The organism is Ornithinimicrobium sp. F0845, assembly GCF_023015765.1.
GTDB lineage: Bacteria > Actinomycetota > Actinomycetes > Actinomycetales > Dermatophilaceae > Ornithinicoccus.
The window spans coordinates 340140-353111 of record NZ_JALKAL010000002.1 but is presented as its reverse complement, the minus strand read 5'-3'; the positions used below and the strand labels follow the sequence as shown (position 1 = coordinate 353111).

Genomic DNA, 12972 nt, shown 5'->3' with positions numbered 1-12972 from the left:
ATGGTGTGGCGCTCGCAGCAGTTCACGCTGGCGCGGTTCAGTGCGGGATCTCGTCGATGCCGTTCATCGCCAGTGTTGCGCCGACGATGTCCACCACCTGCTGCGCGGGCCAGTCGTCGGGGACTGCGATGAGGGTGTCCGCGTCCGGCCGGTCGGTAGCGCAAGAGACGGGTATTATCTTGACATCAAGATAAACGAGGAGGTTGCATGCGACTGCATCACGTCCAGATCTCGATGCCGCGCGGTCAGGAGGCCGGAGCCCGCGCCTTCTACGGCGACGCGCTCGGTCTGACCGAGGTGCCTAAGCCGCCGGACCTCGCTGGCCGCGGGGGCTGCTGGTTCCGGGCCTACGAGGGCGATCTGGTGACCGTCGAGATCCACGTCGGCGTCGAGGACCCCTTCGTGCCCGCGCGCAAGGCTCACCCGGCCGTCGTCGTCGACGACACGACCGAGCTGGAGGCGCTGGCGCAGCAGATTTCGCAGCACGGCTTTGACGTGTCCTGGGACGAACGGTTCACGTTCGAGGGCTATGAGCGCTTCCACTGCCGCGACGGGTTCGGCAACCGGGTCGAGGTGCTGGCGCCCCGGTCGTGACCCGCGGCCCCGGGTCACTCGGGGTCGATGGTGACCGCCGCGGCCTGCTCGCCGGTGTTCACGGGCCAGGCCAGCTCACTCAGAAACATCCACGCGGCGAAACCTGTGGCCCCTGCCGCGAAGGCGTTGATCTCCCGACCCCACCGGCGCCCGGGCGAGGCGGCCGCCCGGGCCAGCACGAGTCCGCCGAGCAGGTTGGCCCCGCCCCAGACGGCGTTCACGATCGGCCCGGAGTGTCTTCCGGCCAGGGGTGTGAGGTGTTCCTTGCCTGCGGCGGCCGTGGCCAGGTGCCCGAGGCTGTTGGCGGTCAGGACTCCGGCGAGGAGCGGTCGGACGGTGCTGCGATCGAAGGCTGCCATCCCTCGAGTCTGCGGTCCGACCTGCCGCGGGACAACCGGTGAGCCGGCTCCGCTGCCGGGGACAGGATCACCTACGGGGCGGCGGGTGACGGACGGATCTGGCACCGGGGACAGTGGGTGATCTGGCGTGCGCGGGGCTGTTGTCCGATGGAGTCGGCGCGCAGGGTGGTGCCGCACCGCGGACACGGCCGCCCCTCCCGACCGAAGATCCGATAGGCCCAGGGCAGCCAGCCGTCGGACGGGAGCGAGCGGAGCGACGCACCGCGCCCTGCCGCTGGGGGCACCGGGCCGAGCCGGCACGATCGGACCATCCACAGGCGTGCCGTGTCGACCACGGCCCCGAGTGCCTCCTGCGAGAGGCGGCCGACCGGCGTCCACGGGCTGACCCGGTGTTCGAACAGCGGCTCGGTGGCGTAGATCGTGCCGATCCCGGCGAGGTTGCGCTGGTCGAGCAGCGCGTGGCCTACCTCGACAATCGGATCGCGCATGAGGTTGGCCAGCGCCAGACCGCGGTCGAAGTCGCGGTCGAGCAGGTCCGGCCCGAGGTGCCCGACGACCCGTGCCTCGTGGGCTGTCTCCACCAGGTCGAGCATCCCCAGGCTGTCGCCGACGGCCACGACCGACTCGGTCCACACCAGGGCCCGGACGGTGTGCCGTTCGGTGCGCGGCGAGCGGGGACGGTCACCCGCGGTCGTCGTCCGACGCAGGACGTGCCAGGACCCGTCCATGCGCAGGTGGCTGTGCAGCGTGACTCCGTCCTCGAGCCGGTGCAGCAGGTGCTTGCCGCGCGGGACGACCTCGAGGGTATGCCGTCTGGCCAGGTCGCTCGTGGCCAGTGCCGGGACGCGCAGGTCGGAGCCGACGAGCACCTGGCCGGCCAGCGCCTCGTGCAGTCTCCGGGCGGTGCGCCAGACGGCGTCACCCTCGGGCACAGCGGCCTCTCCCTCCGACCGGTTTCACCGGCGCAGCCGCAGACCCTGCGGGGCGGTGTGGAAACCGGCCTGCTGCAGGGCGGCAGCGAGCGGGTGCGGCGAGCCCAGCGCGTTGACGCCGTCGATCCTGGCCACAGTCAGGGCGCCGAGATGGCCGCTGCGCACCCGGGCCGCCAGGGCGGCCGCTGTCGCGGCCGCGGACTCCGGGTCGTCGGTGTAGGTCAGCGCCGTGCGTCCACCCCGCTCGAGATAGACCACGAGCTCGCCGTCGACCGTCACCACGAGCGAGCCGGCCTTGCGCCCCGGCCGGTGACGGGCCGTGAGGCTGTCCCCGGCGGTGTGCGGAGACTCTTCGGTGCGTGCGTCTCCCCGCGCTGCCGCGAGCGCGGGACCCACGACCTCGGCGCTTGGCCGCTCCGGCCACGGGACCGCCGCGCCGAATGGGCTGGCAGGGTCGGTCGCGGCCAGCACCAGGGCGGTGCCGTCACCCCCGTCCTGGGCGCGCAGTCGGTCAACCGCACCCGTGGAGCCGAACTGCGAGGCGCCCAGATGCTCCACGAAGTAGCCCCGACGCACCCGCCCTGCCTCCTCGGCGGTGGCCAGCACCCGGTAGACGCCGGCGAACCCACCTGGCACGGACTCCGCCACCACGCTGCCCCGGGTGAGCACGCCGTAGCGGTCGAGCAGCTGCTCGGCCGTCGCGATGGCCCGGGCGGTCGGGTCGGTCTCGACGCTGGGCAGGACCGACCAGCGACCCACGCCGGTGGCAGGTCCGGATCGGGTGGGGGCGGCAGGACGACCGGCGCGAGAGGTTAGGGCGGTGCCCCGAGACCAGCGCGTCGACCGCGCACCGGACGGCCTGCTCCGGTGGGCCCCACGGCCGCCGGAGACCAGGGCCCGGACCGGAGCGAGGGTGTCGCCGGTGACCCGGCCCGACCAGACCTGGCCCCACAGCTCCTCGAGCAGCAGGGCGTCGTCGGTGCGTCCGAGATTGTCCGCGAGCGCCCGGAAGAAGAAGGCACCGCCCTGCCCCATCAGGGCAAGCAGGTCCCCTGTGCTGTTCGCGTCGCTCTCGTCGGGCGGGGCCATCGTCAGGTGCGCGCCGTCCGCCAGGTGCAGTGAGATCCACCCGTCGTCGCCGGGCAGCGGACCGTGCCCCTGCCAGAGCACCTCACCGCTCGACATCAGCTCATCGAGCATCGCGGGGGCATAGTCGCGCACCCTCGCCGGCAGGACCAGCGACTCCAGTCCGCTGGCGGGCAGCCGCGCCCCCGCGAGCTGCTCGACCACCCGGTGCACGCCGTCCACACCGCGCAGCTGGCCCACGGACTGCCAGACCGGCAGGAACCGCGTGTAGGTCTCCTGGGTGACCGGCTCGACCTCTTGGCGCAGGGCGGCCAGGGACCGCCGCCGCAGCAGCCGGAGCACGTCGGCGTCGCAGAGGTCGGGGTGGTCATCGGGTGGCTCCGAGCTCGTGGTCAGCGGCCGGAGTGCCCCCTCCACGAGTCGCCCGTCGGCCACGAGCCGCCGGACGGAGTCGGCGAGCACCGCCCGCCCCAGACCCAGGCGGTGGGCCAGGTCGGCGAGGCGGTATGGCGTGTGGGTGCGTGACCAGCGCACGACCAGGTCGCCCAGCGGGTCGGGGACCGGGTCCAGGAAGGTGGCAGGCAGACCCGGGGGCACGGCGACACCGAGGGCGTCGCGTAGCCGGGCCGCGTCCTGTGCGTCGGCCCAGCGGTCGTCGCCGGCGATCCGGGCCGCGATCACCTGGCGCTGCGTCGCAAGGCCCTCCAGCCAGGGCGCGACCTGGTCGCGGGCCTCCTCGACCGTCCGCTGTCTGATCTCCTCGAGCGACTGCGGACCCAGGGTGCGCAGGAGGTCGAGGACGTCCTCGGCGTCCCGTGCGTGACGCTCGGGGGTCAGTCGCTGCAGCTCGGCCTCGGTCCGCGCCACGACCTCCGGGTCGAGCAGGTCCCGCAGGGCTGCGCCCTCGCCGCGGCCGAGGAGCTCGGCCAGGAGCGTGGGGTCCAGGGACAGAGCGGCCGCCCGCCGCTCCGCCAGGGGGGAGTCGCCCTCGTAGAGGAACTGTGCGACGTAGCCCATCAGCAGGGAGCGGGCAAAGGGCGAGGCCTCGCGTGTCTCGACGGTCACGACCCGGACGCGGCGGGCCGCGACATCGCGCATCAGGCCGACGAGTGCTTCGACGTCGTAGACGTCCTGGACGCACTCCCGCACGGCCTCCAGCACGATCGGGAAGGAGGGGAACTGTGCGGCCACCTCGAGCAGTTGCGCCGACCTCTGCCGTTGCTGCCACAAGGGTTGGCGCCGGTCGGGTCGCCGCCGCGGGAGCAGCAGGGCACGGGCGGCGCACTCCCGGAACCGGGCGGCGAACAGTGCCGACCCGCCGATCTCCGCGGTGACCAGGTCGTGCACCTCGTCGGGGTCGAGCACGAGCACGTCGGCCAGATCCCGGTCGAGCTGCTCGACGTCGGCCAGCTCGGGCAGCCGCAGCACGATCCCGTCGTCGGCCGCCATTGCCTGCACGTCGGCGCCGTAGCGCTCTCGCATCCGCGCTCCGATGCACAGCGCCCACGGAGCATGGAGCGGGGTGCCGAACGGGCTGTGGATGATCACGCGCCAGTCGCCGATCTCGTCCCGGAATCGTTCCACCAGCACGGTGCGGTCGTCGGGCACCTGTCCGGTCGCCTCGACCTGTCCGGTGACGTGGTCGAGGAGGTTGCCCACGGCATACTCATCGAGCCCGAGGTCGGTCAGTCGGGACCGGGCGTGGTCGGGGGAGCTGACCACGTCACGGACGAAGGAGCCGACCGCTGCACCGAGCTCGGCGGGGCGGCCGAGGGCGTCGCCCTTCCAGAACGGGAGCCGCCCGAGCTGGCCCGGAGCGGGAGTCACGAGCACCCGGTCGTGGGTGATGTCCTCGATCCGCCACGACGTCGTACCCAGGGTGAAGACGTCACCGACGCGGGACTCGTAGACCATCTCCTCGTCGAGCTCGCCCACCCTGCGTCCGGGACCGTCGCCGGTGGCCAGCATCACGGCATACAGCCCCCGGTCGGGGATGGTGCCGCCGCTCATGACCGCCAGGTGCTGGGCGCCGCGTCGCGGACTGAGCGTCTTGCCGATGCGGTCCCACACGATTCGCGGGCGCAGGTCGACGAAGTCCTCGCTGGGGTAGCGACCGGCCAGCATGTCCAGCGTCGCCTCGAACAGCCCGCGCGGGAGCGAGGCGAACGGGGCGCTGCGGCGGACCAGATCGAACAGGTCGTCGACGCCCCACTCGTCCATGGCGACCATGGCCACGACCTGCTGGGCGAGCACGTCGAGCGGGTTGGCCGGCACCCGCTGCGCCTCGATCAGCCCCTGGCGCATCCGGTCGACGACGACCGCGGTCTGCAGCAGGTCGCCGCGGTGCTTGGGGAACAGGACCCCGTGCGAGACGGCCCCGACCTGGTGACCGGCGCGGCCGACCCGTTGCAGCCCGCTGGCCACGCTCGGCGGGCTCTCCACCTGCACGACGAGGTCCACCGCGCCCATGTCGATGCCGAGCTCGAGCGAGCTGGTCGCGACGACCGCAGGCAGACGACCCGTCTTGAGGGAGTCCTCGATGTCGGCCCGTTGCTCCCGGCTCACCGACCCGTGGTGGGCACGCGCGAGCACGGGAGGCGCTCCGGCGGAGCTGCCGGACTGTGCCATGACCTGGGCCGGCGGTCGACGTGGCGCGTCTCCGTCGCCGGTCCCGGGGGCGCCACCGTTGCCCCCCTCGCGCGGGGAGTCGTCCTGCTCGTCCCAGATCTCGTTGAGCCGACTCGTGAGCCGCTCGGCGAGGCGGCGGGAGTTGGCGAAGACCAGGGTCGAGGTCTGGCGGGCCACCAGATCGACGACCCGGCGCTCGATGTGCGGCCACACCGAGGCACGCTCGGTCGGGTCCTGCGCCGGCATCACCCAGTCGATGTCCTCAAGGTCAGGCAGGTCGTCGGCACGGTCACCGCCTGCCGTGGGGTCGACGCGCGGACCCGTGTCCCAGGGATCCGGCACACTGCCGGTGCCCGGGGCCGGGGCGGCGTCCTGGTCGGTGGCGGCTTGCTGGTCGGTGGCGGCGTCCTGGTCGGTTGCGGGTTGGTCGGGGGCGGCTGGTTCGGTGCCGGCCGTTGCCCCGGGGTCGGTCATATCCGGCACGGGCACGACGACGCGCAGGTCCCACTGCTTGGTCGAGGGCGGTTGGACCGTGGTCACCGGCCGCCCGCCGGTGAGGAACCGCGCGACCTCCTCGACCGGCCGCACCGTGGCGGACAGCCCGATCCGCTGCGCCGGCTGGGGCAGCAGCGCATCGAGGCGGTCCAGGGTCACCGCCAGGTGAGCCCCCCGCTTGGTGCCGAAGACGGCGTGGACCTCGTCGACGATCACGGTCTCGACGCCGGACAGGGCCGCACGGGCGGCAGAGGTCATCAGCAGGAAGAGCGACTCTGGCGTGGTGATGAGGACGTCGGCACCGGCGCGGGCGAAGCGCCGCCGGTCGGCCGCAGGGGTGTCGCCGGAGCGGACGGCGACAGTGACCTCGGGCGCGGGGAGACCCAGCCGGGCCGCGGCATGCCCGATGCCGACCAGCGGCGAGCGCAGGTTGCGCTCGACGTCGACGGCCAGCGCCTTCAGCGGGGAGATGTAGAGGACCCGGCACCTGGCTCGCTCGGGATCCCGGGGAGATGCCGAGATCCGGTCGAGAGCCCACAGGAAGGCAGACAAGGTCTTGCCCGACCCGGTGGGCGCCACGACGAGCGTGTGCTGCCCGCGGCTGATCGCGCTCCAGGCGCCCTCCTGGGCCTGCGTGGGCGCGGCGAACGACGCGCGGAACCACTCCCGGGTCGCCGGGGAGAACTGGTCCAGCACGTCCGCGGTCGGGGAAGCGCTCATCGCGGTCAGCCTGTCACGCCGGACTGACACTCAGGGAGGACGGACCGACACTCAGACAACCTGTGCCGGCTGTGCGGGAGCAACACCGTGGAGAGCCGACCGCAAAGGCACTCGGCCGTGGGCTCAGCCCTGCTTCTGATCGCCGCGCTGGGGGACCAGGCGCGGCCGGGTCGCGGTCACGACCTCGTTGCCGTAGGCACCGGTCACCGGCGGCGGGACGGGGCGCTCCATGTCGCGCACCACGTGGTGCATCGTGAGGTGTGGCGGCTGCCAGAGCTTGGCCTTGATCAGCAACTTCTGCCACCACGCAAAGGTCTGCTCAGGTCGTGCCACCGGGTCCTCCGTCTCGCGTGGGTCAAGCCGTTCCTGGGCTCATCATCTCATCTCGCCCGGTCTCGTGCGCTCAAGGGTCGGAGCGTCACCGCGTCGCCTGGACGCAGGAGTGTCCCGGTGCCCACCCGCACGCGAGGACTGTCAGGCGCACCGCATACCCTGTGCGCACATGAGGACAGGAAGCAGCAGCGACGCATGCGCGTGAGTGAGTTCTGGCGGGCCGTGGAGGACGAGTTCGGCGGACCCTACGGTCGGCACCAGGCCGCCAGCCAGGTGCTGAGCGCCCTCGGGGAGCGCACGCCCGTCGAGGCCATCGAGGCAGGCATGCCGGTCAAGCAGGTCTGGGTCGAGTTCTGTCGCCACATGGGGGTGCCCGAGGAGCGGTGGTTGCCCCAGGAGGTCAGGCCACGCCGCACGCGCTGAGCAGGTCGAAACTTCACCCGTCTCGCCCTTGCTGCAGCAGGTCCAGAACCTGGTTGACCGAGCCCTGAAGGTCATCGACGGTAGCCGCGATGTGGTCGACCTTGGTGTCGAGGTGGTCGACCTTGCCTTCCAGCGAAGTCATCCGCGTCTCCACGGACCCGAGGCGCTCGCCCAGACCGGCGACATCCTGAGTGAGCTCGTCGAACCGGGTTGTGTGACGAACCTGCGTGTTCTGGACGTCGCCGATCAGCGCATAGATCGCGGAGATGTCGTTGTCGTGCTGACGCACCTTGCGCTCGAGGTCTGCGGGGGACATGGGCTTCACGATAAGCGTCCGGGCGGCGACACGCCGAGCCCCGAATCGCCGACTGTGGATAACTCCCGGCGAGTCGGTTTCCGTCACCGGGGGCACCGCACCGGGGTGATCGTCCCGGTCGCGTGCGCCGTCCGGACCGGGTAGGACAGGGCCCATGACTGCGCCGCGCTTCCAGGTCGATCCGTGGCTGGTGCACGAGCCGTCGGTGGATCCAGCCGCCATCCCGGTGTCCGAGACGGTGTTCAGCCTGTCCAACGGGTTCCTGGGCGTTCGCGGCACGCTCGATGAGGCGGAGCCGTGCGAGGTCCACGGCACGTTCCTGTCGGGCGTCTTCGAGCACTATCCGCTGTCCTATCCCGAGGCGGGCTACGGAGACCCGTCCCACGGCCAGGCGATGGTGTCGGTGCCCGACGGGACCCAGATCCAGCTACTCGTCGACGGAGCGTCGTTGGACATCCGGGCTGCCGGGACACAGCTGCATCAGCGAACCCTGGATCTGCGCGCCGGGGTCCTCGAGCGCCAGGTCCGCTGGCGGGCACCCTCCGGGACCATCCTGGAGGTCAGAAGCGCTCGACTCGTCTCCCTGGCAGAGCGCGGGGTGCTGGCGGTGCGCTACACGGTTCGGGCAGTGGACGGGCGCGCGCACGTCGTCGTCCGATCCGACCTGGCGGCGGTCGTCGGCCGACCCACGGTCGAGAAGGGTGATCCCAGGGTGGCTGATGCCCTCGGTGACCCGCTCGAGGTCCTGGTGCGACGGCATACTGACTCAGGTGGCGTCCTGTCCTGCCGGACCCGCCAGTCCGGCATCGGGGTGGCGGCCGCGGTCGGACACGAGGTCGAGGGCGCGGCGAGCATGACCTCCGACGGCGGTGGGCACACGGTGTCCACGACCATCGTCGCGGAACTGGCTGAGGGGCAGTCGCTGACCGTGACGAAGGTGGTCGGCTACGCGTGGGCGCGAGAGTCCTCCGCCGAGTCCCTGCTGGGGCTGGCGAGCGCCGCGGTGCAGTCCGCCCAGGACCGGGGCTGGGACGGTCTGGCCGACGCGCAGCGTGAGGTGCTGGACGGGTTCTGGCACGACGCCGATGTCGAGGTGGAGGGTGATCCGGAGCTTCAGCAGGCGTTGCGCTACGACCTGTTCCAGGTGTTCTGCGCCGCGGCGTGCATCTCGGACGCCCCGGTGGGCGCCAAGGGGTTGACCGGTCTCGGCTACGACGGCCACACCTTCTGGGACATCGAGGGCTTCGTGCTGCCGGTGCTGACGCTGCTGCGGCCCGAGGCGGCCGCGCGGCTGCTGCACTGGCGTTCCTCGACGCTCGACGAGGCACGTCACCGGGCAGGCGTCCTCGGCCTGCAAGGAGCGAGTTTTGCCTGGCGCACCATCGACGGGCACGAGTGCTCCCCGTACTGGCCGGCGAGCACCGCCGCGATGCACGTCAACGCCGACATCGCCTTGGCCTTCTGGCTCTACGGCAACGTGACCGGCGAACCGCCGGACGGGGTCGGCTCCCTCCCGGTCATGGTCGAGACCGCCCGCCTGTGGATGTCGGTGGGTCGGCAGGACCATCAGGGCACGTGGCACCTGTATGGGATGACCGGCCCCGATGAGTACACGGGCGTCGTGGACGACAACGTCTTCACCAACCTGATGGCCCGGGGCAACTTGCGGCGGGCGGCCGCGATGGTCCGGGTCGCGCCGGACCGGGCTGCGCAACTTGGGGTCACGGACGAGGAGGTCGAGTCGTGGGAGGCCGCCGCTGACTCGGCCTGCGTGCCGTTCGACGAGACGTTGGGCGTGCACCCGATGAACGACAACTTCACCGGCTACCGGGAGTGGCGCTTCGAGGAGCGTCAGGACGACTACCCCATCCAGGAGCACCACCACTACGCCAAGATCTATCGCCGGCAGGTGCTCAAGCAGGCGGACCTCGTCCAGGCCCTGTGGTGGTGCCGTGACGACTTCACCCCCGAGCAGGTGGCCCGGGACCTGGATTACTACGAGGCCAGGACGGTGCGCGACTCGTCCCTGTCCGCAGCGGTCCAGGCGGTGGTGTGCGCGCAGGCGGGCCACCTGGATCTGGCCCTGCGCTACCTCAGGGAGAGCGCGCTCGTGGACCTGCGAGACGTGCAGGGCGACACCGTGGACGGACTGCACATGGCCGCGGCGGCCGGGTCCTGGTTGGCGCTCGTGGCGGGGCTGGGTGGCGTGCGCCTGGACCACGAGGACCTGGAGATCGCCCCGGCGCTGCCGGCCGCGCTCACCCGCACGGCCTACCGGCTGCGGTGGCGTGGGTGCCTCCTCGAGGTGGAGACCACCCGCGAGGGGACGATCCTCACCCTCCTGGACGGCCCGGGTCCGCTGCCGGTGCTGGTGGACGGGGAGCGGTACGAGTTGCGGGCGGACGCCCCGGTGACGGTGACGCTGCGGGACCCGGAGCCGATGCTGCCGGAGCCACGGCAGCCGGTCGGCCGGGAGCCCCGCACCTGAGTGCGCAGCACCCACCCAGTGCGCTCGAACCGCTAGACCAGACCGCGCGCGAGCACGACCTCGGCGAGCTGGACCGTGTTAAGCGCCGCGCCCTTGCGCAGGTTGTCGTTGCTGACGAAGAGCACCAGCCCCCGACCGTCGGGCACCGACTGGTCCGTGCGGATCCGGCCGACGTAGGACGCGTCCCGGCCGGCCGCGGCCAACGGGGTCGGCACGTCCGCCAGGGCCACGCCGGGCGCGGTCGCGAGGACCTCGTGGGCCTCCTCCGGCGTGATCGGGCGACCGAACTCCGCGTGGATGGCCAGCGAGTGCCCGGTGAAGACCGGCACCCGCACGCAGGTGCCCGCGACCGGCAGGTCGGGGATGCCGAGGATCTTGCGCGACTCGTTGCGCAGCTTCTGCTCCTCGTTGGTCTCACCGGAGCCGTCATCGACGATGTCACCCGCCAGGGGCACCACATTGAAGGCGATCGGTGCCACATAAGTGGCCGGCTCGGGCAGGTCGACCGCGGTGCCGTCCAGGGCCAGGCCCTCCAGCTCCTGATCGGCCCCAGCGCGGACCTGACCGGCCAGCTCGGCGACGCCGGCGACCCCGCTGCCGGAGACGGCCTGGTAGGTCGTGGCCACCAGACGCTGCAGGTCGGCGGCGTCGTGCAGCGCCTTCAGCACCGGCATCGCGGCCATGGTCGTGCAGTTCGGGTTGGCCACGATCCGCCGTCCGCCGTCCGCGACGGCGGCGTCCAACGCCTCGGGGTTGACCTCGCTGACGACCAGCGGTACACCGTCGTCCATCCGCCACGCGGAGGAGTTGTCGATAACCACGGCACCGGCCCCGGCGAAACGCGGGGCGTGCTCCTTCGAGGCACCACCGCCGGCGGAGAACAGTGCGATGTCGATGCCGGACAGGTCGGCCGTGGCGACGTCCTCGACGACGATCTGCCGGGTGTCGGCGGGCGCACCGGCCCACCAGCCCTCCCAGGGCAGCTCACGACCGGCGGACCGGGCGGAGGCGAAGTAGCGGACGGTGGCCACGGGGAAGCCGCGCTCGGCGAGCAGCCGCCGCAGCACGGCACCCACCTGTCCGGTCGCACCCACCAGGGCGAGGTTCACCCCTGACTGAGCTGTCGGCATACTGCTCACCGTCCCGTCCCGCCGTAGACCACGGCCTCGGCCTCGGCATCCAGCCGGAACGCGCTGTGCACCGCTCGGACCGCCGCCTCGAGCGCCTCCTGGTCGGTGATCACGGAGATCCGGATCTCGGAGGTCGAGATCATCTCGATGTTGATGCCGGCCTCGGCCAGGGCACCGAACATGCGCTGGGCCACGGCCGGGTTGGAGCGCAGGCCCGCACCGATGAGCGAGAGCTTGCCGACATGGCTCGTGTAGAGGACGTCGGCGATCCCGAGCTCGTGCTGCAGCTCGCGCACCGCGGCCACCGCCACCGTCCCGTCGACCTCCGGGAGGGTGAAGGAGATGTCGGACAGGCCGTCGGGGGAGGTCGAGACGTTCTGCACGATCATGTCGATGCTCACGCCCGCGGTGGACACGGCGCCGATCACCTTGGCGGCGGCGCCGGGCCGGTCGGGCACGCCGACGACGGTGATCTTGGCCAGCGACTTGTCGTGGGCGATGCCGGAGATCAGGGGGTCTTCCATGGGGTCCTCGCTCGTGGGGGAGGGGGCAGTATGACGGGCGGTCCCGTCGGGATGGAGGGTGCCGGTCAGCGGTCGGTCGACCAGGATCCAGGTGCCCTCCTGGTCGGAGAAGCTGGAGCGGACGTGCAGCGGGACGCCGAAGCGGCGGGCGTACTCCACGGCCCGCAGGTGCAGGATCTTGGCGCCGTGCGCCGCCATCTCCAGGGTCTCCTCGATGGTGATCCGGGTGACGCGGCTGGCGGAGGGCACGATGCGTGGGTCGGCGGTGTAGAGGCCGTCGACGTCGGTGTAGATCTCGCACACGTCGGCGTTGAGCGCCGCGGCCAGCGCCACGGCTGTGGTGTCCGAGCCCCCGCGGCCGAGCGTGGTGACGTCCTCGTCCTCCGACACGCCCTGGAAGCCCGCGACGATCGCGACCTCGCCGCGAGCGAGGGTGGCGGCCACGCGCGACGGGGTGACGTCCAGCAGCCTGGCCCGTCCGTGGGAGCTGTCGGTGCGCATGCCTGCCTGCTGCCCGGTGAACGAGCGGGCCGGGGTGCCGAGGTCTTGGATCGCCATGGCGAGCAGGGCCATGGAGATGCGCTCGCCGGCGGTGAGCAGCATGTCGAGCTCGCGCTCCGGCGGGCCCTTGGGGCTGACCTGGGTGGCCAGGTCGAGCAGGTCGTCGGTGGTGTCGCCCATCGCGGACACGACGACGGCGACGTCGTCGCCGGCCCGGCGGGCGGCGACGACCCGCTGGGCGACGCGACGGATCGCATCGACGTCGGAGACCGATGAGCCGCCGAACTTTTGGACGAGCAGAGCCATAGGGGAACTTCCGTGGGCAGAGAGTATGACGAGGGGCTGACACCGTCGTCAGTGCAGGTCAGTCTACGACTGGACGACTGGAGGCCGTGAGGTTGCCGGTTGTTGCGCTCGCCGCGTGGCCTGACCAGTAGGTTGGG

At 71.9% G+C, this 12972-nt stretch carries 10 protein-coding genes; 3 read left to right on the top strand and 7 right to left on the bottom strand.

Annotated elements, in window-relative coordinates; translation table 11 throughout:
• Positions 1 to 207 precede the first annotated feature (207 nt).
• Positions 208 to 594 carry a VOC family protein gene (locus MWU75_RS04905; RefSeq protein ID WP_247088617.1) on the top strand — a complete coding sequence of 129 codons (387 nt, stop codon included), beginning with the start codon at positions 208 to 210 and terminating at the stop codon, positions 592 to 594.
• 14 nt (positions 595 to 608) lie between these two features.
• Here MWU75_RS04905 and MWU75_RS04900 read toward each other — a convergent pair whose 3' ends face one another.
• From MWU75_RS04900 to MWU75_RS04885, 4 genes are all read right to left on the bottom strand, one after another.
• Entirely contained in the window at positions 609 to 953 is a 345-nt protein-coding gene (locus tag MWU75_RS04900) for a hypothetical protein (protein ID WP_247088616.1), read from the bottom strand.
• Between the two features lie 71 nt (positions 954 to 1024).
• Positions 1025 to 1885, bottom strand: coding sequence for a DNA-formamidopyrimidine glycosylase family protein (locus MWU75_RS20205; RefSeq protein WP_247088614.1), 861 nt, complete (start codon positions 1883 to 1885; stop codon positions 1025 to 1027).
• Between the two features lie 24 nt (positions 1886 to 1909).
• Positions 1910 to 6814, bottom strand: coding sequence for a DEAD/DEAH box helicase (locus tag MWU75_RS04890; RefSeq protein WP_247088612.1), 4905 nt, complete (start codon positions 6812 to 6814; stop codon positions 1910 to 1912).
• A gap of 123 nt (positions 6815 to 6937) precedes the next feature.
• On the bottom strand, positions 6938 to 7147 hold the full coding sequence (locus MWU75_RS04885; protein WP_247088610.1) for a hypothetical protein: 210 nt from the start codon (positions 7145 to 7147) through the stop codon (positions 6938 to 6940).
• A 195-nt stretch (positions 7148 to 7342) separates the two neighbouring features.
• On the opposite strand from MWU75_RS04885, the gene MWU75_RS04880 reads away from it, so the two are divergent.
• Positions 7343 to 7570 carry a DUF3046 domain-containing protein gene (locus MWU75_RS04880; RefSeq protein ID WP_247088608.1) on the top strand — a complete coding sequence of 76 codons (228 nt, stop codon included), beginning with the start codon at positions 7343 to 7345 and terminating at the stop codon, positions 7568 to 7570.
• Between the two features lie 13 nt (positions 7571 to 7583).
• Here MWU75_RS04880 and MWU75_RS04875 read toward each other — a convergent pair whose 3' ends face one another.
• The gene (locus MWU75_RS04875; RefSeq protein WP_247088606.1) at positions 7584 to 7886 is read right to left on the bottom strand and encodes a hypothetical protein; all 303 of its coding nucleotides are present in this window, start codon (positions 7884 to 7886) and stop codon (positions 7584 to 7586) included.
• A 154-nt stretch (positions 7887 to 8040) separates the two neighbouring features.
• Here MWU75_RS04875 and MWU75_RS04870 point away from each other — a divergent pair, with 154 nt between their 5' ends.
• Positions 8041 to 10374 (top strand): glycosyl hydrolase family 65 protein, encoded by a 2334-nt coding sequence (locus MWU75_RS04870; protein ID WP_247088604.1) that lies wholly within the window; start codon positions 8041 to 8043, stop codon positions 10372 to 10374.
• A 32-nt stretch (positions 10375 to 10406) separates the two neighbouring features.
• On the opposite strand, the gene MWU75_RS04865 is transcribed toward MWU75_RS04870, so the two are convergent.
• Together MWU75_RS04865 and MWU75_RS04860 are read right to left on the bottom strand one after the other, a co-directional pair.
• Positions 10407 to 11504 carry an aspartate-semialdehyde dehydrogenase gene (locus MWU75_RS04865; RefSeq protein ID WP_247088602.1) on the bottom strand — a complete coding sequence of 366 codons (1098 nt, stop codon included), beginning with the start codon at positions 11502 to 11504 and terminating at the stop codon, positions 10407 to 10409.
• A gap of 5 nt (positions 11505 to 11509) precedes the next feature.
• Positions 11510 to 12835 carry an aspartate kinase gene (locus MWU75_RS04860; RefSeq protein WP_247088600.1) on the bottom strand — a complete coding sequence of 442 codons (1326 nt, stop codon included), beginning with the start codon at positions 12833 to 12835 and terminating at the stop codon, positions 11510 to 11512.
• Positions 12836 to 12972 lie beyond the last annotated feature (137 nt).

Coding starts and splice junctions, on each gene's coding strand:
- MWU75_RS04865 (WP_247088602.1), bottom strand. CDS start 11,504: ATGCCGACAGCTCAGTCAGGGGTGAACCTCGCCCTGGTGGGTGCGACC.
- MWU75_RS04890 (WP_247088612.1), bottom strand. CDS start 6,814: ATGAGCGCTTCCCCGACCGCGGACGTGCTGGACCAGTTCTCCCCGGCG.
- MWU75_RS04870 (WP_247088604.1), top strand. CDS start 8,041: ATGACTGCGCCGCGCTTCCAGGTCGATCCGTGGCTGGTGCACGAGCCG.
- MWU75_RS04900 (WP_247088616.1), bottom strand. CDS start 953: ATGGCAGCCTTCGATCGCAGCACCGTCCGACCGCTCCTCGCCGGAGTC.
- MWU75_RS04905 (WP_247088617.1), top strand. CDS start 208: ATGCGACTGCATCACGTCCAGATCTCGATGCCGCGCGGTCAGGAGGCC.
- MWU75_RS04860 (WP_247088600.1), bottom strand. CDS start 12,835: ATGGCTCTGCTCGTCCAAAAGTTCGGCGGCTCATCGGTCTCCGACGTC.
- MWU75_RS04880 (WP_247088608.1), top strand. CDS start 7,343: ATGCGCGTGAGTGAGTTCTGGCGGGCCGTGGAGGACGAGTTCGGCGGA.
- MWU75_RS04875 (WP_247088606.1), bottom strand. CDS start 7,886: ATGTCCCCCGCAGACCTCGAGCGCAAGGTGCGTCAGCACGACAACGAC.